Raw genomic sequence first — 20,458 nt, 5'->3', positions numbered from 1 at the left:
GTCATGGTCACCGATCACCGTAAGCTGCCCCGCCGGAGAGGGGAGGCGCTCAACGCCGCGATCTACCGGGCGACGCTCGACGAGCTGGCCGAGAGCGGCTACGCCGGGCTCACCATGGAACGGGTGGCCGAGCGGGCGAAGGCCAGCAAGGCGTCGCTCTACCGGCGCTGGCCGTCGCGGCTGGAGCTGGTGGCCGAGGCGGTGCGGACCGTCCTGCCCACGCCCGAGTCGGTCCCCGACACCGGGGAGCTGCGCGGCGACCTGGTCGCCATGCTGGGCCAGGCCGCGCGGGCCCTGTCGGGGCCGGCGGGGGAGGCGCTGCGCGGGCTCCTGGGGGAGGCGCTGAGCAGCGGGTCGCAGCTCGGCGCGATGCGCAGGACGTCGCACGGGATGGGCAGGAAGGCCATGGAGGAGGTGGTGCGGCGGGCGGTCGAGCGTGGGGAGGTCGATCCGGGCGCGGTCACCCCCAGGCGGCTGGACGCGGGGCATGCGTTGCTGCGGCACCACTTCCTCTTCAACGGCACCCCCATCCCCGACGAACTGGTGGCGCAGATCGTGGACGAGGTGCTGGTGCCGCTGCTCACGAAGGGGTGAGGCCCATCGCTGTGGCGGTGAGGCGCATGGCGTGGTCGAAGGCGGGGCGGCGGTCGTCGATGACGTTGTTGAACTGGCCGAACACCTCGAAGTTGATCCACCCGTACAGCGTGGTCCACGCCGCGGCGGCCGCCCACACGACGTCGTCCGGCACGCCGGGCATGAGCTGGCGGAACGCCCCCGCCTGCGAGGCCAGCGCGGGCGGCGGCGCGGGCAGGCGTTCGGGCAGGTGCACGGCGCCGGCCCGCCAGGCGTCGGCGATGAGCTCCCCGAGCACGGTGACGTCACGCGCGCGGGCCGGGACGGTGTCCTGGGGGGCGTGGTAGCCGGGCACGGGGGAGCCGTAGAGCAGGGCGTACTCGTGGGGGTGCGCGAGCGCCCAGTCCCGCACCGCGTGGCAGGCGGCCAGCCACCGCCCGAGATGGTCCTCCCGGGGGCAGGCGGCCTCGCCCCGCTCGACGGCCTCGCCGAGGGCGTTGTAGCCGTCGATGATGAGGGCGGTCAGCAGGTCGTCGCGGCTCGGGAAGTAGCGGTAGATGGCCGAGGAGACCATGCCCATCTCCCTCGCCACCGCGCGCAGCGACAGCCCGCCCGCGCCCTCGGTGGCGAGCTGGCGGCGCGCGATGTCGGTGATCTCCCTGGTGAGCTCGGCACGGACACGTTCTCTGGCGGTGCGGCTTGCGGTCATGACGGTAGGTTACCAGAGCGGTGCGAAAAAACGAGAGCAGTGCTCTTGACGAGCCTCGCTCTCTTGAGAGAGCATTGCTCTCGTAAGTGAACGGCAGTAACTACCGCTGGAGTCCCCCCATGCTCACCCTCGCCAAGCACGCCAACGCGGCCCTGATGTTCTTCCTGGAGCTGGCCGTGCTGTTCGCCGCCGGCTACTGGGGCTTCACGGTCAGCCCGAACTGGGCTCTGAAGCTGCTGGCCGGGCTCGGCGCCCCGGCGCTGTTCATCGCGGCGTGGGCGCTGTTCGGCGCGGGCGGCGGCGCGAACGCCGTCTACCCGCTCACCGGCCTGGCCCGCGCCGCCCTGGAGATCGTCTGGTTCGGCGGCGGCGCGCTCGCGTTCTATGCTGCCGGCGCCGCGACCCCCGCGGCCGTCCTCGCCGTCCTCTTCGTTGTCAACGCCGTCCTCCGTCTCGTCTGGAAGCAGGTTTGATCATGGGTAAGCACGTCGTCGTCGGATCCGGCCAGGTCGGCGGCCATGTGGCCGCCAAGCTCCTCGACCAGGGGCACGAGGTCGTCGTCGTGACCCGCTCCGGCCGCGGCCCTGAGGGCGCGGTCAAGGTCGCGGCCGACATCGCCGACCAGGCCAGGCTCGTCCAGGTCGCGCAGGGGGCGGACGTCCTCTACAACTGCGTCAACCCCGCCTACCACCGCTGGCTGACCGACTGGCCGCCGATGGCCGCGTCGTTCCTGGCCGCCGCCGAGTCGAGCGGCGCCGTGTACGCCATGCTCGGCAACCTCTACCCCTACGGCCCGGTCGCCGGCCCGATGACCGAGGACCTGCCGCTCGCCTCCACCGACCCCAAGTTCCGGGTACGGGCCACGATGTGGGAGGACGCGCTCGCCGCCCACCGGGCCGGCCGGATCAGGGTCACCGAGGTGCGCGGCTCCGACTACTACGGCCCCGGCGCCACCGACCAGTCCTACCTGGGCGACCGCTTCCTCGAGCCGCTGCGCGCCGGCCGGGCCGTTCCGCTCGTCTGGCCGGCCGACGTGCCGCACGCCTGGACGTACCTGCCGGACGTGGCCGACGCGCTCATCGTGGCCGGGGGCGACGAGCGGGCCTGGGGCCGGCCCTGGCACGTGCCGACCGCCGAGCCGCTGACCTTCCGGCAGATGGGGGAGCGGATGGCCGCCCTGCTCGGCAGGCCCGCGCCGCGGCTCATCCAGATCCCGTGGCCGCTGCTGCGGGTGGCCGGGCTGTTCTCGCCGATGATGGGGGAGCTGGGGCACGTCCGCCACCAGTTCACGGCGCCGTACGTGCTGGACTCCTCGGCCTTCCAGCGGACGTTCGGCGTCGCGCCCACCCCGGTGGACGAGGCGCTGAAGGCTACGCTCGGCTTGTGAAGACAGCAATCATCGGCCTGGGCGACATCGCGGAGAAGGCATACCTGCCCGTGCTCGCCGCCCAGCCCGGCCTCGACCTGCACCTGTGCACCCGCAACACGGCCCGGCTGGACCGGCTCGGCGACGCCTACCGCATCGCCCGCCGCTCCACCAGCGTGGACGAGGTCATCAAGGAGGGGGTGGAGGCGGCGTTCGTGCACGCGGCCACGGAGGCCCATCCGGAGATCGTCGAGCCGTTGCTGGCCGCCGGGGTGCACGTCTACGTCGACAAGCCGATCGCGTACACACTGGCCGAGTCCGAGCGCCTGGTGCGCCTGGCGCGGGCCGAGGGCAGGTCGCTCATGGTCGGCTTCAACCGCCGCCGCGCCCCCGGCTACGCCGCCCTCACCGCGCTGCCCCGGCACCTGGTCGTCATGCAGAAGAACAGGGAGAACCACCCCGACGACCCGCGCAGGGCCGTGTTCGACGACTTCATCCACGTCGCCGACACGCTGAGGTTCCTGCTGCCCGGCCCGGTCACGGACACCACGATCAGGACCAGGGTCAGGGACGGCCGGATCGAGCACATCGTGCTGGAGCTGTCCGGCGACGGCTGCACCGCCCTCGGGATCATGAACAGGGTGAGCGGCGCGAGCGAGGAGTCCTGCGAGGTCATGGGCGACGGCGTCAAGCGGCGGGTGGTCAACCTCGGCGAGGTGATCGAATACCGCGGCGGCGAGACGCTCACGCGGCGGCCCGACTGGGTGCCGGTGTCCCGCCAGCGGGGCATCGAGCAGGTCTGCGTGGAGTTCCTGGACGCGGTCCGCGAGGGCCGGGTGCTGGACGCGGGCGACGCCCTGGCCACCCACGCCCTGTGCGAGGAGATCGTGGCGCAGGCCGGCTGAGGTCAGTCCTTGCGCTCGGCGCGCATCGCCCGGTCGGCCTTCGCCAGCATCCGCTCGAAGGGCCGGCCGCCCAGCCGGGTCAGCACCGTGTAGCCCTTGGTGTCGCTCAGCGGGCTCGACGACGACACCACGCCCGCGACCGCGCCGCCGTACAGCGCGGGCCCGCCGCTGCCGCCCGCGGCGGCGTGGCAGTTGCGGGTGACCATGAGCCCCGGTCCCTCGGAGACGCCCTCGGTCGTGTCGCCCAGGCACCGGTGCAGCCGCAGCCGCGGATAACCCTTGCCGGCCGGGTAGCCCAGCAGCTCCAGGCCGCGCAGCGCGGTGCCGCGCGTGGTCGGCATGGCCGTGAGGCCGCGCCCGGTGACCGCCTCCAGCGGGCGGCCCCGCCGTACGACGCCGGCCAGCCCCACGTCGTACGGCAGCAGCTCCGTCGAGTAAGGCTGGTTCCGCCACCGCGCCGGCACCCACGAGCGCACCACCGGCCACACGCCGTGCCGCGCCCGCCCCCGGTCGTAGCCGGGCAGGAAGGTCAGCCGCCCGAGCAGCCGCCCCTGGTGGTAGAGGCAGTGCGCGGCCGTCAGCACCAGGCTGCGGCTGCGCGAGCCGATCACGGTGCCGCCGCACATGATGTCCTGGCCGGTCACCGAGTCACGGCCGACCAGCACGCCGGTGAGCTGCCGCGCCCCGGTGAAGGGGCGCGGCACCGGGGCGTAGCCGAGGCGGTCGCCGTCGGGGGTGAGCACGCGCGGCGCGGGGATGTTGCGTTGGGACACCTCGATGACGGCGCTTGGATCGAGCAGGAGCAGGGACAGCACCAACCTGAGCACCCTCCAACAGGTAGCAGAAGATGATCAGCGCCCCGACCTGCGACATCCGGGTTTACTAACTCGTGTACTGGGAACCGAGCGCGCGCAGCCGCTCGTGTGCGGACTCGTAGACGCCCGGCCCGCCGAGGTAAGCCTTGGGCAGCTTGGCCACCATCGTGTAGTTGGTGTCGCACACGTTGCCCACCGGCGCCTCCCCGGCCTGGCTGACGAGCTGGTAGGCGTCCAGGGTGTCGAGCCCGGTCAGCTCGGCGGCCCAGGTGACCAGGTCGTGCTGGCTGATGCGGTAGGCGTCCTCCAGCGGCCGGGCCGAGCCCGTGGACATCAGGTGCAGGTCGTCCTCCAGCCGCGGCCACGGCGTGGCCACGCCCTTGATCAGCTCGACCGCGACCACGGTGTTCATGGCGGACTCGACCGCGGTGCCGCACACCTCGCCGTGGCCCTGCCTGGCGTGCCCGTCGCCGATCGCGAACAGGCCGCCCTCGACGTTGACGCCCAGGTAGACGGTGACGCCCGCGCGCAGCTCGGGGGTGTCCATGTTGCCGCCGTGCGCGTCGGGGGTGATGGTCATGCGGGCCTCGTTCGCGCCGGGGGCGACGCCGACCGTGCCGTGCATGGGGTCGAGCGGCAGCTCCACGCTGAAGTCGCTGGAGCGGGCGTGGTAGACGGCCACGCCCTTGTCGAGGTCGAGGTCGTAGCGCCAGACGCGCTCCTCCAGCGGCGGCTGGAGCATGGCCGTGGTGTGGGTGCCGGTCAGCGCGCCGAAGTGGGGGAACGTCGTGGACACCGCCCAGTCCCGCGCCGGGGTGATCCGTACGAAGTGCAGCGCCAGCGTGTCGCCGGGCTCGGCCCCCTCCACGTGGAACGGCCCGGTCACCGGGTTGAGGTAGGGGAACTCGCACACCCGCGACGGCAGGTCGTCCACCGTCCGCACCAGGCCGCCGAAGCAGTCCTCGGTGAAGATCTCGAGGATCGTGCCCGGGCGCACCTTGCCGACCGGCGGCCGGCCGCCGAAGGTGTAGCTGAGCTCCTCGGGCTTCGGATGGTAGGACACGACGTTCACACGACCTCCTGGGGAAGCTCGGGCCGGCGGCCCATCAGATAGGTGATGCCGAGCACGACCAGGCCGAGCAGCAGCCACAGGCCGCCGACCCACTGGGCCGCGACGTTCTGGTTGATGACGACGGCGGCCAGCACGAGGAAGCCGACCACGGGCACGACCAGGTGCGCCAGCAGGTTACCGCTGCGCTTCCTGATCAGGTAGTGCACCACGACGGAGACGTGCAGCACCAGGAACGCGAACATGGCGCCGAAGTTGACCAGCGAGGCCAGCTCCCCGATGCCGTTGTCCCTGGTGCTCATGAAGATCCCGAGGACGAGCGAGATCCCGGCCACCGCGAGCGTGGCGTTGACCGGCACCTTGTGCTTGGGGTGCACCTTGGCGAGGAACGACGGCAGCATCCGGTCCCGGCCCATCGCGAACAGCAGCCGCGAGGTGGCCGCCTGCGCGACCAGCGAGTTGGCGAAGCCCCACGCGACGGCGGTGGCCACGGCGGTGAGCGCCGCCAGCCAGGGCCCGCCGGCGAACTCGGCGGTGTCGTAGAAGGCGTTGCCGGCTTCGTCGCCGTTCGCGATCAGGTCGGCCCGGCCGGGGGTGAGCAGCGCGGCCACCCACGTCTGCACCACGAACAGCACGGCGGCGACGGCGAGGGCGGCCAGCATGGACCGGCCGAGCCTGCGGGCGTCCTCGCGGTTCTCCTCGGCGAGGGTCGAGATGCCGTCGAAGCCGAGGAACGACAGCACCGCGACCGACGCCGCGGCCAGCACCACGCTCCAGCTGAACCCGGCGGAGTCGAACAGCGGCGTGAGCGCGCCGGTCTGCGCCTTGCCCTGCGCCAGGGCAACGCCGCCGACCACCAGGAAGATCGCCAGTACGGCCAGCTCGGCGGCCAGCATGATCCGGGTGATCCTGGCGGTCATCTGGATGCCGAGGTAGTTGACGACGGTGTTGAGCACCACGAACGCCACCAGCCAGCCCACGACGGGGACGGCGGGCACGAAGGAGTTCATGGCCACGCTCGCCACCAGGTAGAGCAGGGCAGGCACGAGCACGTAGTCGAGCAGGATCGCCCATCCGGCGATGAACCCGACGGGAGCGCCGATCCCGCGGCCGGCGTAGGTGTAGACGGACCCGGCCATCGGGAAGGCGCGGGCCATCTGCGCGTACGACAGCGCGGTGAACGCCATCGCCACCAGGCCGATGAGGTACGCCAGCGCGACCATGCCGTGCGAGACGGCGAAGACGTTGCCGAAGATGCCGAACGGCGCGATCGGCACCATGAAGATCAGGCCGTAGATCATGAGGTCGGCGAATCCCAGGGACCGCTGTAGTTCCTGGCGATAGCCGAACTGCTCGACGGTGCTCATGGACGGGGCTCCTAGCTGCGTCAGAGGGGCGATTGGCACCTTAGAGCCAAAGGTTTCTAGAGAAAAGGTTTCTCCAGAAAGAATTGGAGGCCGTCCGCGCGGGCGAGATGGACCGGGTGAGCCACCTGCCGGTCCCGCAGCGTGAGCCGCCCCCGCCCGCTGGTGATCGTGGCCCCCTCGGCCACCGCGTCCAGGGCCGGCACCGCCAGCGAGCCCGCCCGCCCGCACAGCGCCGCCAGCATGGCGACCGCCTCGTAGCAGCCGTGGCCGTGCGCGTTGAGCATGGGGGCGTCGGGGCCGAAACGGGCCGCGTACCGTTCGGCGAAGTCCAGCGCCGGCTCGGTCGTGAGGTCGCGGAAGTAGCCCATGGACGCGTACAGCTCGCCCGTGCCGTCGCCGCCGATGCCGAGCAGGCCGTGCTCCTCCAGCGCCCCGCAGAGCCGGGCCGCGCCCAGCCCGGCGGCGGCGTAGGCGCGGTTGAAGGCGACCAGGTCGCTGCCGATCAGCGTGAGCAGGATCGCGTCGGGACGGGCACCGGCCACCCGGTCCAGCCAGCGCGTCGCCTGCCCGTAGCCGGCGAGGCCCTCGCCCACGACGCTCGCCCCGGCCGCGCGCAGGCGGACGCGGGCGGCGGCGTGCACCAGCCGGGGCCAGACGTAGTCGTTGCCCAGCAGGAACCAGCGCTGGGCCCGGCGGGTGCGGATCAGCCAGTCGATGGCCGGTTCGAGCTGGCGGCGCGGGGTCTCGCCGAGGAAGTAGACGCCGGGGGCGTGACCGCCGCCCTCGTACGGGGGCGCGTACACGAACGGCACCCGCCCGGCGAGCGCCGCCACCACCTCCACCCGCACGTCGCTGGCGTGCGTACCGGCGACCGCCTGGATCGTGCCCGAGGCGACCAGCCCGGCGACCTCGGCGGCCACCTCGCGGGCCGGCCGGCCGCCGTCCACCAGGACCAGCTCCAGCGGCCTGCCGAGCACCCCGCCGGCCGCGTTGAGCTCCTCGGCGGCCAGCACGGCGCAGTTGATCGCGCACGGGCCCACCAGCCCGAGCACCCCGGACACCGGCACGACCAGGCCGATCCTGAGCGAGCCGGAGGGAAGGAGCCGCGCTTCTAAAGGATCGACGACCGCCGCCACGCCGACGAGTATCCTCCGGAATAGCTCCCCTAAGAAAGGACCTTGTCCATGAACGACTCCGGTCTCGGGTCCTCACTCGCCTACCTCCTGAGCTGTGCGGAGCGGAGCGTCACCCGCGGCCTCGCCGCCGTGCTGGCCGGCGAGGACGTCACCGTCGAGCAGTGGCGCATCCTGCGGGCGCTGGCCGAGGGCCGCGGGCATTCCATGGGCGAGCTGGCCGAGGCCGTGCTGATGCCGCACCCGACGCTGACCAAGGCCGTGGACCGGCTCATCGACCGGGCGCTGGTCTACCGGGGGCCGTCGAAGGGCGACCGGCGGCGGGTGGCGGTGTTCGTCTCCGACCGGGGGGCCGAGCTGCTGGCCCGCACGGACGGCGCGGTGGCCGAGCACCACCGGCTCATCGCCGACGCCTTCGGCCACGAGCGCACCGAGCGGCTGATGCGTGACCTGGAGACGCTCACGGCCGCGCTCGACTACGCCGAGCTGCGCGTCTGAGCCGCCTTCCACCATGACGACGGCCCGGCCGCCCTCGGCGTACGAGGGCGGCCGGGCCTTTCGATCCCCGGATCAGCTCACGGGTAGAGGCCGCGCATCTGGTGGGCCTCGGCCACCCGGCCGACGCCGATGACGTGCGCCGCCTCCCGCAGCGTGAGCCCGCGGGCCCCGGCGAGCGAGCGCACCTCGGCGAACGCGTTCTCCATGAGGTCGCGCAGCTTCAGCTCGACCTCGCCGGAGCTCCAGGAGAAGGCCTGCATGTTCTGCACCCACTCCAGGTAGGAGACGATCACCCCGCCGGCGTTGGCGAGGATGTCCGGCACGATCGTGGTGCCGCCCGCGTTCAGGATCTCGTCGGCCTCGGGGGTGAGCGGCCCGTTGGCGCCCTCGACGATCAGGCGGGCGCGCACGCGGGGCGCGTTGGCCTCGGTGATCGCGCCTTCCAGCGCCGCCGGGACCAGGATGTCGACGTCCAGCTCCAGCAGGTCGTCGAGGGGCAGCTCGTCGGCGTGCGGGTAGCCGCGCACGCTCCCGTGCTCGGCCGCGTGGGCGCGCAGGCGGGAGACGTCGAGGCCGCCGCTCGCGTACACGGCGCCGCCGACGTCGGAGATCGCGACGACCTTGCAGCCGGCGTCGGCGAGGTATTGGGCGGCGAGCGCGCCCACCTTGCCGAAGCCCTGCACGGCCACGCTGACGCCCTCGGGCGAGCGGCCGAGCGCGGCCAGCGCGGCGATCTGCACGCCGCGCGAGGTCGCGCCGGCGCGGCCGAGCGAGCCGCCCAGCGTCATCGGCTTGCCGGTGACCACCCCGGGCACGGAGTAGCCGGCGCTGACGCTGTAGGTGTCCATGATCCAGGCCATGGTCTGCTCGTCGGTGCCGACGTCGGGCGCGGGGATGTCCTTCTCCGGGCCGATCAGCGGCAGGATCTCGTTGACGTAGCGGCGGGTCAGTCGTTCCTTCTCGCGGACGGTGAGCGTGGCCGGGTCCACGGCGACGCCGCCTTTGGCGCCGCCGTACGGGATGCCGACCAGCGCGCACTTCCAGGTCATCCACATCGCGAGCGCGGTGACCTCGTGGATGTCGGTGCCGGGATGAAAGCGGATGCCGCCTTTGGCGGGGCCGCGGGAGACGTTGTGCTGGACGCGGAAGCCCTGCACGACGTCGAGTCGTCCGTCCTCGCGCCGCACCGGGACCGAGACGGTCAGCGAGCGGCGCGGCGTCGCCAGCATCGTACGCAGCCCGTCGTCGAGCCCGAGGTGCTCGGCGGCCTGGTGGAGCTGGTGGAGGGCGGAGTCGAGGGCCTGCCGGCCCGGGGTGATCAGGGCCGGCGTCTTTGACGGCACCATGATGCTCATGGAAGAGTGTCCTCCTGGTATTTACGCCCGTTTTGCGAGGAAAGCGCCATTGCTTTCCACTTAGGGCGATGTTGTCACGATGATCCTAAGGCGGGGCGTTTCAGCTTGCCTAGTCGTTGGTAGAAATCCAAGCCGATGATCGAGATGCTGTGACCGTGCCACTCTGGCAGGCTGGGCCGCGACACTGTGCCGAAACATCGAAACGGAGGGTCGGATGCCCGCACTCGTGGTGGGGCCGATGCTCAGACACGTCGATTCCCATAGCGCCTCGATCTGGGTGGAGACCGCCGAACCCTGCACGGTCGCCGTCGAGGCGGGTGGCAGGGCTTACCGGTCGCCTACCTTCACCGTGCACGGACACCACTATGCGATCGTGGATCTCGTCGAGCTCACCCAGGATATCCCGTCGTATTCCGTCACCCTCGACGGGGAGCGCGTATGGCCGCTGGCGGGTCGCCCGCCGAGCCGCATCCGGCTGATGCCCGAGAGCGGGGCCCGGCGGCTGGCGTTCGGCTCGTGCCGCACCAGCGTGCCGCACGACCCCGCCACCGTGCGCGTCCACGGCGAGGACGTGCTGCGCTCCTACGGCCGCCGGCTCTACGAGGCGCCCGACGAGGAGTGGCCCGACCTGCTGCTGCTCATCGGCGACCAGGTCTACGCCGACGCCCCCTCCCAGGACATCCTGGCCTTCATCCGGGCCCGCCGTGACACCGCGCCGCAGGACGAGATCGCCGACTTCGAGGAGTACGCCGAGCTCTACCGCCAGGCGTGGACCGAGCCGGACATCCAGTGGCTGCTGTCCACCGTGCCGACCGCGATGATCTTCGACGACCACGACCTGCGCGACGACTGGAACACCTCCCAGCCCTGGCGCGAGCAGATGGCCCGCACCACCTGGTGGCAGCGGCGGGTGGTCGCCGGGCTCGGGGCCTACTGGGTCTACCAGCACCTCGGCAACCTCTCGCCCGCCGAGCGGGCCGCCGACCCGCTCATGCGCACGCTGCTCGACCTCGACGGCCGGGACGGCGCCGCCGAGCTCGACGCCTTCGCCGAGAAGGCCGACGCCGAGCCGAGCAGCAACCGCTGGAGCTATTCGCGCGAGCTCGGCGGCGCCCGGCTGATCATGGTCGACACCCGGTGCGCCAGGCAGCTCACCCCGGGCGACCGGCGCATGCTCGACCCCGACGAGTGGGCCTGGCTGGAGGAGCAGCTCGCCGCGCCGGCCGAGCGCCTGATCATCGGCTCGTCGATCCCGTTCCTGCTGCCCGAGGGCGTCCACGGCGTGCAAAACTGGAACGAGGCCCTCGCCGACGGCAAGTGGGGGTCCCGGGTGCGGGAGTGGTCGGAGCGGTTCCGGCAGGCCATCGACCTGGAGCACTGGGCGGCGTTCCGGCGCTCGTTCGAGGACCTCGCCCGGCTGCTGGTCAGGACGGACAAGCCGGTGATGATCCTCTCCGGCGACGTCCACTACTCCTACCTCGCCAGGACCAACAGAGGACAGATCTTCCAGATCGTCTGCTCGCCCATCCGCAACCCGCTCAGCCGCCTGCTGCGCTGGGCCAACGTGGTCACCCAGTTCTCGGTGGCCACGCTGGTGGGCGGCCTGCTGGCCCGCCTGGCGGGCGTCCGGCGACCGCCGTTCCGCTGGCGGATCACCAAAGGCCCGTTCTTCCAGAACGCCATCGCCACGCTCACCCTGCCCGACGAGGTGAGCTGGTACGAATCCCGCAACGACACCCTGCGCCGGATCGACTCGGTGCGACTGCGCTGAGCCGCCGGCGCAGGGTGTGCCCGCTAACCCTTGTTCCTGAACTCGTAGACGGCGTCGGCGAGCTGGTCCACCGCCCAGACCAGGTCGTCCTCGCTGATCACGATGGGCGGGGCCAGCCGGATCGTGGAGCCGTGCGTGTCCTTGGCCAGCACGCCCCGCTTCATCAGCGCCTTCGACACCTCGCGCCCGGTGGCGAGGTCGGGGTCGATGTCCACGCCGGCCCAGAGGCCGCGCCCGCGCACCTCGACCACGCCCTTGCCGACCAGCTCGCGCAGCCGGGTGTGCAGCACCTCGCCGAGCTTGGCGGCCCTGGCCTGGAACTCACCGGTGCCGAGGATCTCGATGACGGCGTTGGCGACCGCGCAGGCGAGCGGGTTGCCGCCGAAGGTGGAGCCGTGCTGCCCGGGGTGGATCACGCCGAGCACGTCGCGGTTGGCCGCAATGGCCGACACCGGGACGACGCCGCCGCCGAGCGCCTTGCCCAGCACGTAGATGTCCGGCACGACCCCCTCGTGGTCGCAGGCGAACGTCTGCCCGGTGCGCCCGAGCCCCGACTGGATCTCGTCGGCGATCATCAGCACGCCCTCGGCGGTGCACAGGTCGCGGATGTCGCTCAGGTAGCCGTCCGGCGGCACCAGGACCCCGGCCTCGCCCTGGATGGGCTCGACCAGCACGGCCACGGTGTCGGCGTCCATCGCCGCCCTGATCGCCTCGATCGACCCGTACGGCACGAGCCGGAAGCCCGGGGTGTACGGCCCGAAGCCGTCGTGCGCGTCGGGATCGGTGGAGAAGCTGATGATCGTGGTGGTGCGGCCGTGGAAGTTGTTCTCCATCACGATGATGTTCGCCTGGCCGGGCTCGACGCCCTTGACGTCGTAACCCCACTTGCGGGCCACCTTGATGGCGGTCTCGACGGCCTCCGCGCCGGTGTTCATGGGCAGGATCAGGTCCTTGCCCGTGAGGTCGCCCAGCCCGGCGCAGAACTGCGCGAACTGGTCGTGGTAGAACGCCCGGCTGGTCAGGGTCAGCCGCTGCAGCTGCTCCTGGGCCGCTTCGATGATCTTCTGGTTGCGGTGGCCGAAGTTGAGCGACGAGTAGCCGGACAGGCAGTCCAGATATCGTTTGCCGTCCACGTCGGTGACCCAGGCCCCCTCGGCCTCGTGGACCACCACGGGAAGCGGGTGATAGTTGTGCGCGCTGCGGCGCTCGCTCAGCTCGATCAGCTCTGCGCTGCTGGTCATGTCAGTTTTCCCCCCTGATTTCCAGTGTGCAGCACTTCGGTCCGCCGCCTGCCTTGCGCAACTCCGACAGGTCAACCGGAATCACCTCGTACCCACGGCGCTTGAGCTCCAGCTGGAGCGAGGACGCCTCGGCGTTGATCACCACGTTCCTGCCGTCGCTGACCGCGTTGAGCCCCAGGACCTCGGCGTCCTCGGCCCCGGCGAGCACGGCGTCGGGGAACATCCGGCGCAGCACCTCCTGGCTGCCCGGCGAGAACGCCTGCGGGTAGTAGGCGACGTTGCGGCCGTCCAGCGGGAACAGCGCCGTGTCGAGGTGGTAGAAGCGCGGGTCCACCAGGGTCAGCGAGACGACCGGGCGGCCCAGGAACTCCTGCGCCTCCTTGTGGGCCACCACGTCGGTACGGAACCCGGTGCCGGCCAGCACGACCTCGTCGAGCGTGAGGAAGTCGCCCTCGCCCTCGTTGACGTGCGCCGGCTCCAGCACCGGGTAGCCGCGCTCGGCGAACCACCGCAGGTAGGCCGGGCCCTCGGGGCCGCGCTGCGGGAAGGCGAACCTGGCCCCGTAGACGCGGCCGCCGACGACCAGCGCGCCGTTGGCGGCGAAGACCATGTCGGGCAGGCCGTCGATCGGGTCGATGAGGTCCACCCGGTGCCCGAGCTCCTCGTAGGCCGCTTTCAGGCCCTCCCACTGGCGGACCGCGACGTCGCGGTCCGCGCCGGCCTCGGGATGCATCCACGGGTTGATGGCGTACTCGACCGTGAAGTAGTCCGGACGGCACATCAGGAAGTGTTTGGGCATGCGGCTTCTCCGTCGCACTTATGCGGGCACATGGGGACGGACACAGCCTAGGAATCACATTTGCGCAGGCCAAGCGGGTGGCATTGCGCGCTGGCGCGGGTCTGTTGCGAGTTTCACCCGATCAGCCGCGTTTCGTTGCGCACCACCCCGGAAGGGGCGTCCACCAGCCGTGACAGCACGATCGCGCTCTTGGTCCGGACCACGAATGTCTCCGCCGCGATGCGCTCGATCACCCGCTCCACGTGCCGCACGTCGGTGGCCCTGATGTGGAGTAACGCGTCCGCCTCGCCGGTGATCGTGGCCGCCCCCACCACCTCGGGGAACTTGGCGACGGCCAGCGCGATGTCCGACGGCTTGGTCTTGCCCTGGCAGAACAGCTCGACGTACGCCTCGGTGGTCCAGCCCAGCGCCTCCGGCGCCACCCGGGCGCTGAAACCGGTGATCGCGCCGCTCTCGCGCAGCCGGTCGACCCGCCGCTTGACCGCCGAGGCGCTGAGGCCCACGAGCTGCCCCACCTCCGCGTAGGTCGCGCGGGCGTCGTCCACGAGCGCCGCGATGATGTCACGATCGAGCCGGTCCAGTTCCACGGGCTCTGTATACCGCCTGGCCAGGCTGGCGCGCGACGAGCGGCGCGCGGGAGACTGGACCCTCGTGATCGATGACGAAGGGTTTCCGCCGTAATGAGCACCGCAGCCTTCCCCGAGGGATTCGTCTGGGGAGTGTCCACCTCGGCCTACCAGATCGAGGGAGCGACGTCGGCCGGTGGGCGTGGCCGGTCCATCTGGGACACCTTCTCCGCCGACCGGGCCGAGGCGTGCGACCACTACCATCGCTACCGCGACGACGTACGGCTGATGAAGGACCTGGACATCGCCGCCTACCGCTTCTCGGTGAGCTGGCCGCGGATCTTCCCCGGCGGCTCGGGCGAGCCCAACGAGGCCGGGCTCGACTTCTACGAGCGGCTGGTGGACGCCCTGCTGGAGGCGGGCGTCACGCCGTACGCCACCCTCTACCACTGGGACCTGCCGCAGGCGCTGGAGGACGCGGGCGGCTGGCCGGAGCGCGAGACCGCGCACCGCTTCGCCGACTACGCGGCGGCCGTCGCCGCGCGGTTAGGGGACCGCGTGGACACCTGGTTCACCGTCAACGAGCCCTGGGTGGCGGCCTTCCTCGGCTACGGCTCCGGCATCCACGCCCCCGGCCGCACCTCGCCCGCCGACGCCTTCCGCGCCGCCCACCACCTGCTGCTCGCGCACGGGCTCGGCACCCAGGCCCTGCGCGCGGCCGGGGCGGCGAAGGTCGGCGGCGTGCTCAACATCTCGCCGGTGCTGACCCCCGGCCAGGTCGGCGACCCCGGCCGGCCGCTGTCGGAGGAGGACGCCGAGGCGGTAGGCCGCATCGACGCCCTGGTCAACCGGCAGTTCCTGGACCCCATGCTGCGCGGCTCGTACCCCGCCGAGCTGCTGCCCATCGTCGAGCGCACGGCCGGGCTCGGCCACCTGCGCGACGGCGACCTGGACCTGATCGCCCAGCCGATCGACCTGCTCGGCGTCAACTACTACACCCCGCTCGTGGTGCAGGCCCAGCCCAGCGAGCCCGCCGACCCCGCCTACCCCGGCAGCGAGGGCGTGCTGTTCTGCACCGTCCCCACGGCGGTCACCGCCATGGGCTGGCCCATCGTCCCCGGCTGCCTGTCGCTCGCGCTGCGCCGCCTCGCCGCCGAGTTCCCCGGCACCGACCTGATGGTCACCGAGAACGGCGCTGACTTCGTCGACGTCGTCACCGGCGACGGCATCCACGACGTCGAGCGCGTCAGCTTCATCGAGGAGCACCTGCGCGCCGTGCGCGTGGCCGTCCAGGAGGGCGTGCCGGTCCGCGGCTACCTCGTCTGGTCGCTGCTGGACAACCTCGAATGGGCCGACGGCTACCAGCGCAAGTTCGGCCTCGTGCACGTCGACTTCGCCACCCAGCGGCGGCGGCTGAAGGACAGCGCGCTCTGGTACCGCGACGTCATCCGGCGGGGCGGCCTGCTGGAGTCGCGCCCGAAGCGGCCCACCCTGGAGACCGTGGCCGCCCGCGCCGGCGTCTCCCGCGCCACCGTCTCCCGGGTGGTCAACGGCGAGGCGTCCGTCCGCCCCGAGGTCCGCGAGACGGTGCTGCTGGCGATCAAGGAGCTGGCATACGTGCCCAACGCCGCCGCCCGCAGCCTCGTCACCCGCAGCACGAACTCCGTCGCGCTGGTGCTGTCCGTGCCGCGCCAGGGCGGCGACCAGCTCACCGCCGCCGTCGTCCAGTACGTCACCAGCGTCCTGGAGGGCGCCGGCAAGCAGATCACGCTCATGCTGGCCGACACCGCCGAGAGCCACCGGCGCATCGTCCAGCACGTCGAGGCCCGGCTGGTGGACGGCGTCGTGCTGCTGCCGCCCGACCGCGGCGACACCCTCGCCGAACGGCTCTCGCGCACCGGCGTGCCGGTCGTGCTGCTCGGCAAGCCGGCCATCGCGTCGCTGGTGCCGTACGTGGACGTCGACAACGCCGGCGGCGCCGCCGCGGCCACCGAGCACCTGCTGACGGGCGGCCGGAGCCGGATCGGCATGATCACCGGCCCCCTGGACCTGATCGCCATGCAGGACCGCCTGGCCGGCCACCGCGACGCCATGCGCCGGGCCGGCCGGCAGCCGCTGCTCGCGCCCGCCGAGCTCACCCGCTCCTCCGGGGCGGCGGCCACCCGCCGGCTCCTCGGCGACGAGCCCGCGCTCGACGCGGTCTTCGCCGCCACCGACCAGCTCGCGCTCGGCGCGCTGCAGGCGGCCAGGGAGATCGGGCGGCGGGTGCCCGAGGACCTGGCGGTCGTGGGCTTCGACGACGTGGACGCCGCCTCGGCGGTCGTCCCCGGGCTCACCACGGTCAGGGTGCCGGCGGCCGAGCAGGCGCTCGCGCTGGCCCGGCTGCTGCTGTCGCGGCTGGAGGGCCGCCACACCGAGTCGGTGGTGCTGCCCGCCCGGCTGGTCGTGCGCGAGTCCGCCTAGCGGGGCCGCTCGTCGTCCAGGGTCTCGAACAGGCGGGGGAAGACCTTGGAGACCTTCGCCAGCAGATACTCCCCGTAGGTGCCGGTGAAGTCCACCTGGCCGTCCCAGCGGTGGCCGGGCGCGTAGGGGAGCGGCGGCACCTCGCTGTCCCAGCCGGGGTCGAAGAAGAACGGGAAGCTGAGCCGCTCGTTCCCGCTGCGGTTGCGCACCCGGTGGGGGGTCGAGCGGTAGTGGCCACCGGTCAGCTTGTCGAGCATGTCGCCGATGTTGCACACGAACGTGCCCTCCAGCGGCGGCGCCTCGATCCAGCCGTCCCCGGTGCGGACCTGGAGGCCGCCGTTGGCGTCCTGGAGGAGCAGCGTGAGCAGGCCGTAGTCGGTGTGCTCGCCGACGCCCCAGCTCTCCGGGTCCGGCGGGGCGGGCGGGTAGTGGAAGATGCGGAACAGGATCGTCGGGTCGGCGGTGTAACCGGTGCGGAAGTAGTCCTCCGCCAGCCCCAGGCTGAGCGCGACGCCGGACATCACCGTCTGCGCGACCCCGGTCATCAGGTCCAGGTAGGCCAGCACCGCCTCGCGCAGCTCCGGCACCTGCGCGGGGAACAGGTTGGGGCCGTGCAGCGGCAGCGGGCCCGGCGGCTCCTCCGCGCCGAAGTAGATCCCCTCCTTGAGGTCGGGCCGGCCCGAGGTCAGCTCGCCGCCCACCGGGAAGAAGCCCCGCCAGGCCCGGCCGCCCCGGTCCATCGCGATCTCGTTCTTGACCGGCTCGGGCAGCGCGAAGAAGCGCCGGGCGGCGGCGTCGAGGTCGGCGATCAGCCCGGCAGGGACGCCGTGCCCGGTGACGTAGAAGAAGCCGTTGTCCCGGCAGGCGGCGCCGATGGCGGCGGCGACGGCGGCCTTGCCCTCCTCGTCCTCGCCGAGGAGGGGCGCGATGTCGACGACCGGCAGTTCGCTCATCACACCATTGTTGCCCATTTCGCTTACCTCACCTTTCCGCGCCGTCGCCGCCGCTTAGCATCGGAGGCAGGACCCGCGGGGAGGGCACATGCGCTTCATGCACCGCAAGCCGGACCGATCCTTCGAGGCGGGCGAGGTCACCCGGGTCACCCCCGTCGTCGCGTACGACGGCGAGCTCTATCGCCCGCCCGACTGGGCCCAGCGCCGCCGCGACGAACGCGACCTCGGCCGGGCCCACGCGGCCGGCGGCCAGATCGACACCCTCACCCTGCAGACCGGTAGCGTCCCCCGCTTCCACGAGCTGGAGGACGAGCGGCTGGAGGAGCTGGCCGGGCTCGACGAGCGCACCGAGCAGGAGCTGCAGGTGGCGCGGGCCGAGTTCGAGGCCCAGAAGATCCGGCTGGCACAGTCGCAGCGCGCCTTCGGCGAGGCGCGCGCGGCCCTGGACGACAGCCAGGGCCGGGTCACCGAGCTGGAGCAGCCCAGCCGCCGTCCCGGCGACGGGCGGCCCAGCTCGATCGCGCTCTCCGGCAGCCGCTGGCCGGTCGTGCGCCGCTGGCTGCCCGCCGCCCTGCTGCTGTCGCTGCTGGTGATCGTCGAGGTGCCGATCCTCTACCAGGTCATCCTGAGCTGGGGCGACAGCGTGGCGATGACCGCCCTGCTCGCCGCGGGCGCCGCGCTGATCATGCTGGTCGCGCCCCACATGTACGGCAGGGCGTTCCGTTCCTGGCAGGAGAACGGCGGCTCGCCGCAGGGCCGCCGGCTGCTGGTCGCCGTGGCCGCCGTCTGGCTCGGCCTCATCGTCGCCGTCGCCGTGCTGCGCCGCGACGCCCTGGTCAAGCCCCTGGTCGTGGACGGCGAGAACATCGGCGCCACCTCCGACGGCGTCAGCCTGGTCCCCACGATGGTCCTGCTGCTCGCCCTGCTCGTCGCGACCGCGCTCATCGCCGCCGACCTCGGCCGCCGGATGCACAACCCCAACGACCGGCGGCTGCGGGAGCTGCGCGCCAAGCGCGACGCCGAGGCCCGCGCCTGCGCCGAGGCCCAGGAGGCGTACCAGCGCGACACCGGCTACGCCGAGAGCATCGCCCAGTTCCTGCAGGCCGCCGAGCGGCGCAGGGCCGGGCGGCTGCGCCGGATCGACAGCGGCTTCGACAGCCTCGCCACCGCCTATCTCGGCGGGGTGGTGGAGGGGCTGAAGGACCCGGAGGCGGCGAGCTGGGCCGAGCGCATCGTCCACCATCGCCGTACCACCCGCTCCTGATCCCGCCCGCCTTCCCGGACGGATGCCGCTTCGGGCGGATGCCGCTTTCGGACGGATGCCGCGCCCGCGCGGGCCCCCCTGCGCGGGCGCGGCGTCCGGTCAGGAGGTGGAGAAGGTGAACCAGTTGACGTTGACGAAGTCGGCGGGCTGGCCGCTGCTGAAGGTCAGGTAGACCGTGTGGGTGCCGGTCACCCCGGAGATGTTGGCCGGGATGGTGCGCCAGCTCTGCCAGCCGCCGGTGTTCGCGAGCGCGAAGTCGCCGATCGGCGTGGCCGTCGGGCTGTCGAGGCGCACCTGCACCAGGCCGCTGACGCCGGCCGCCGCGCCCGACGCCACCCTGGCCTTGAACTGGGTGGCCGCGGTGGAGCCGAAGTTCACGCCGTCGTAGCGGAGCCAGTCGCCGTTGGAGATCGCGCCGACGTTCTGGCCGCCGCCGCTGTCGGTGGTGGTCTCGACGATCGTGCCGGACTGGGCCTGGTAGCGCTCGGCCTGGATGGTGGAGCGGGCGTCCACGCCGCCCGGCGAGGTCGGGGTGATGGTCGGGGTCGGCGTGCTGCCGGCGCCGCTCTGCCAGACGGCCACGTAGTCCACGACCATGGGACGGCCCGACACGGTCGCCGCGGTCGGGGTCTGCCCGCCGAGCGCGTTCGGGAACGCGCCGCCCATCGCCACGTTCAGCAGCAGGAAGTAGCCGGCGTGGCCGGTCATGTTGGCCCAGGTCGTGGCGTCGAACTGGGACTGGTTGACGCCGTGGAACTGCTGGCCGTCGACGTACCAGCGGAGCTGGTTGGGGCTCACGCTGCGGTCCCACTCGAAGCGGTAGGTGTGGAAGGCCGACTGGCAGGTCGAGCCGGGGCAGGCGCGGCTGGCGCCGAGGCCGGTGGTCTCGTTGCACGGCCCGCCCGGGTTGACGCCGCAGTGCAGGACGCCCCAGACGGAGTTGATGCCGTTGACGTTCTCCATGATGTCGAACTCGCCGATGGCCGGCCAGTTCCAGTAGTTGCCCCGGTAGGGCGCGCCGAGCGCCCAGAACGCCGGCCAGTAGCCGAGGGCGGCGTCGCCGGTGACGTTCGGCATCTGGAGGCGGGCCTCGATGCGCAGGACCCGGCCGTCGGCGGGCTTGAAGTCGGCGCGCCGGGTCTCGATGCGGCCGGAGGTCCACTCGCCCGAGCTGCTGCGGAGGGGTGTGATGCGCAGGTTGCCCGAGCCGTCGAGGCTGAGGTTGGAGGTGCTGGAGGTGTAGTTCTGGATCTCGCCGGTGCCCCAGTTGCCCGGGCCGCCGGGGTAGGCGTGGCCGGTGTCGATGATCCAGTCGTTGGAGGAGGGCAAGGTGCCCGCGGAGCCGTTGAAGTCGTCGGCCCAGACGAGCGACCAGCCCGATGGGGTGGCCGGCACGGCGGCGGAGGCGCTGACCGCGGCGTTGACCAGGAGGCCGGTGAGCGCGACCAGCGCGGTGAGCACCGTGGCCACGGGCGCCAGGCGGCGCCTGGGCCTGCTTGTTGTGGTTGTCATGACGCGTCTCTCCTAGGGGGGTGCGGGGAGGCGGAGTACGTCAGAGAGCGCTCTCTCAGATGATCTGAGCACACGGCTCACTTCCCGTCAAGGAGGCGG

Annotated in this window: 19 protein-coding genes; 8 read left to right on the top strand and 11 right to left on the bottom strand. The window is 72.2% G+C overall.

What is annotated here, in order from left to right; genetic code table 11:
- Positions 1 to 3: 3 nt before the first annotated feature.
- Entirely contained in the window at positions 4 to 594 is a 591-nt protein-coding gene (locus tag BMW85_RS20815; RefSeq protein ID WP_091083710.1) for a TetR/AcrR family transcriptional regulator, read from the top strand.
- Here the strand turns inward: BMW85_RS20815 and BMW85_RS20810 are convergent.
- Entirely contained in the window at positions 581 to 1,282 is a 702-nt protein-coding gene (locus BMW85_RS20810) for a TetR/AcrR family transcriptional regulator (RefSeq protein ID WP_091083709.1), read from the bottom strand. The two genes, BMW85_RS20815 and BMW85_RS20810, sit on opposite strands and share 14 nt — an antisense overlap.
- Positions 1,283 to 1,401: 119 nt before the next feature.
- On the opposite strand from BMW85_RS20810, the gene BMW85_RS20805 reads away from it, so the two are divergent.
- The 3 genes from BMW85_RS20805 to BMW85_RS20795 are packed head-to-tail and all read left to right on the top strand — an operon-like array spanning position 1,402 to position 3,553.
- Complete coding sequence (locus tag BMW85_RS20805; protein WP_091083706.1) at positions 1,402 to 1,755, top strand: YrdB family protein; 354 nt, start codon at positions 1,402 to 1,404, stop codon at positions 1,753 to 1,755.
- A gap of 2 nt (positions 1,756 to 1,757) precedes the next feature.
- The gene (locus BMW85_RS20800; RefSeq protein ID WP_091083704.1) at positions 1,758 to 2,669 is read left to right on the top strand and encodes an NAD-dependent epimerase/dehydratase family protein; all 912 of its coding nucleotides are present in this window, start codon (positions 1,758 to 1,760) and stop codon (positions 2,667 to 2,669) included.
- A complete protein-coding gene (locus BMW85_RS20795; protein WP_091083701.1) occupies positions 2,666 to 3,553 on the top strand; it encodes a Gfo/Idh/MocA family protein in 888 nt (295 codons plus the stop codon). The genes BMW85_RS20800 and BMW85_RS20795 overlap by 4 nt, the downstream gene beginning before the upstream one ends.
- A gap of 2 nt (positions 3,554 to 3,555) precedes the next feature.
- Here BMW85_RS20795 and BMW85_RS20790 read toward each other — a convergent pair whose 3' ends face one another.
- From BMW85_RS20790 to BMW85_RS20775, 4 genes are read right to left on the bottom strand one after another with little or no spacing between them, the layout of a single operon-like run.
- A complete protein-coding gene (locus tag BMW85_RS20790; RefSeq protein WP_177240787.1) occupies positions 3,556 to 4,380 on the bottom strand; it encodes a trypsin-like serine peptidase in 825 nt (274 codons plus the stop codon).
- Positions 4,381 to 4,435: 55 nt separating this feature from the next.
- Complete coding sequence (locus BMW85_RS20785; protein ID WP_091083696.1) at positions 4,436 to 5,440, bottom strand: acetamidase/formamidase family protein; 1,005 nt, start codon at positions 5,438 to 5,440, stop codon at positions 4,436 to 4,438.
- Complete coding sequence (locus BMW85_RS20780; RefSeq protein ID WP_091083693.1) at positions 5,437 to 6,804, bottom strand: APC family permease; 1,368 nt, start codon at positions 6,802 to 6,804, stop codon at positions 5,437 to 5,439. Before BMW85_RS20780 ends, BMW85_RS20785 begins: the two co-directional genes overlap by 4 nt.
- 56 nt (positions 6,805 to 6,860) lie before the next feature.
- On the bottom strand, positions 6,861 to 7,940 hold the full coding sequence (locus tag BMW85_RS20775) for a substrate-binding domain-containing protein (protein WP_245774962.1): 1,080 nt from the start codon (positions 7,938 to 7,940) through the stop codon (positions 6,861 to 6,863).
- Positions 7,941 to 7,988: 48 nt separating this feature from the next.
- Here BMW85_RS20775 and BMW85_RS20770 point away from each other — a divergent pair, with 48 nt between their 5' ends.
- On the top strand, positions 7,989 to 8,435 hold the full coding sequence (locus tag BMW85_RS20770; RefSeq protein WP_091083688.1) for a MarR family winged helix-turn-helix transcriptional regulator: 447 nt from the start codon (positions 7,989 to 7,991) through the stop codon (positions 8,433 to 8,435).
- A 77-nt stretch (positions 8,436 to 8,512) separates the two neighbouring features.
- On the opposite strand, the gene BMW85_RS20765 is transcribed toward BMW85_RS20770, so the two are convergent.
- Positions 8,513 to 9,790: a Glu/Leu/Phe/Val family dehydrogenase gene (locus BMW85_RS20765; protein WP_091083685.1), complete on the bottom strand. Its 1,278-nt coding sequence runs from the start codon at positions 9,788 to 9,790 to the stop codon at positions 8,513 to 8,515.
- A 214-nt stretch (positions 9,791 to 10,004) separates the two neighbouring features.
- Between BMW85_RS20765 and BMW85_RS20760 the strand changes: the two genes are divergently transcribed.
- Positions 10,005 to 11,561, top strand: coding sequence for an alkaline phosphatase D family protein (locus BMW85_RS20760; protein ID WP_245774961.1), 1,557 nt, complete (start codon positions 10,005 to 10,007; stop codon positions 11,559 to 11,561).
- Positions 11,562 to 11,584: 23 nt separating this feature from the next.
- Here BMW85_RS20760 and rocD read toward each other — a convergent pair whose 3' ends face one another.
- From rocD to BMW85_RS20745, 3 genes are all read right to left on the bottom strand, one after another.
- Positions 11,585 to 12,802, bottom strand: coding sequence for an ornithine--oxo-acid transaminase (gene rocD, locus BMW85_RS20755; RefSeq protein ID WP_091083681.1), 1,218 nt, complete (start codon positions 12,800 to 12,802; stop codon positions 11,585 to 11,587).
- Between the two features lies 1 nt (position 12,803).
- Positions 12,804 to 13,601 (bottom strand): dimethylargininase, encoded by a 798-nt coding sequence (ddaH, locus tag BMW85_RS20750; RefSeq protein WP_091083679.1) that lies wholly within the window; start codon positions 13,599 to 13,601, stop codon positions 12,804 to 12,806.
- Between the two features lie 113 nt (positions 13,602 to 13,714).
- A complete protein-coding gene (locus BMW85_RS20745; protein ID WP_091083676.1) occupies positions 13,715 to 14,188 on the bottom strand; it encodes an Lrp/AsnC family transcriptional regulator in 474 nt (157 codons plus the stop codon).
- A 93-nt stretch (positions 14,189 to 14,281) separates the two neighbouring features.
- On the opposite strand from BMW85_RS20745, the gene BMW85_RS52330 reads away from it, so the two are divergent.
- A complete protein-coding gene (locus BMW85_RS52330) occupies positions 14,282 to 16,630 on the top strand; it encodes a GH1 family beta-glucosidase (RefSeq protein WP_091083674.1) in 2,349 nt (782 codons plus the stop codon).
- Here BMW85_RS52330 and BMW85_RS20735 read toward each other — a convergent pair.
- Entirely contained in the window at positions 16,627 to 17,583 is a 957-nt protein-coding gene (locus tag BMW85_RS20735; protein ID WP_091083671.1) for an isopenicillin N synthase family dioxygenase, read from the bottom strand. The genes BMW85_RS52330 and BMW85_RS20735 overlap by 4 nt on opposite strands.
- Before the next feature lie 88 nt (positions 17,584 to 17,671).
- Between BMW85_RS20735 and BMW85_RS20730 the strand changes: the two genes are divergently transcribed.
- Entirely contained in the window at positions 17,672 to 18,847 is a 1,176-nt protein-coding gene (locus BMW85_RS20730) for a hypothetical protein (RefSeq protein WP_091083669.1), read from the top strand.
- Positions 18,848 to 18,946: 99 nt separating this feature from the next.
- On the opposite strand, the gene BMW85_RS20725 is transcribed toward BMW85_RS20730, so the two are convergent.
- Complete coding sequence (locus BMW85_RS20725; RefSeq protein WP_091083666.1) at positions 18,947 to 20,359, bottom strand: glycoside hydrolase family 16 protein; 1,413 nt, start codon at positions 20,357 to 20,359, stop codon at positions 18,947 to 18,949.
- Positions 20,360 to 20,458: the final 99 nt, after the last annotated feature.

This window comes from Nonomuraea wenchangensis (assembly GCF_900111685.1).
In the GTDB taxonomy this organism is placed as follows: Bacteria; Actinomycetota; Actinomycetes; order Streptosporangiales; family Streptosporangiaceae; genus Nonomuraea; species Nonomuraea wenchangensis.
This window is presented reverse-complemented; position numbering and strand designations above follow the sequence as displayed.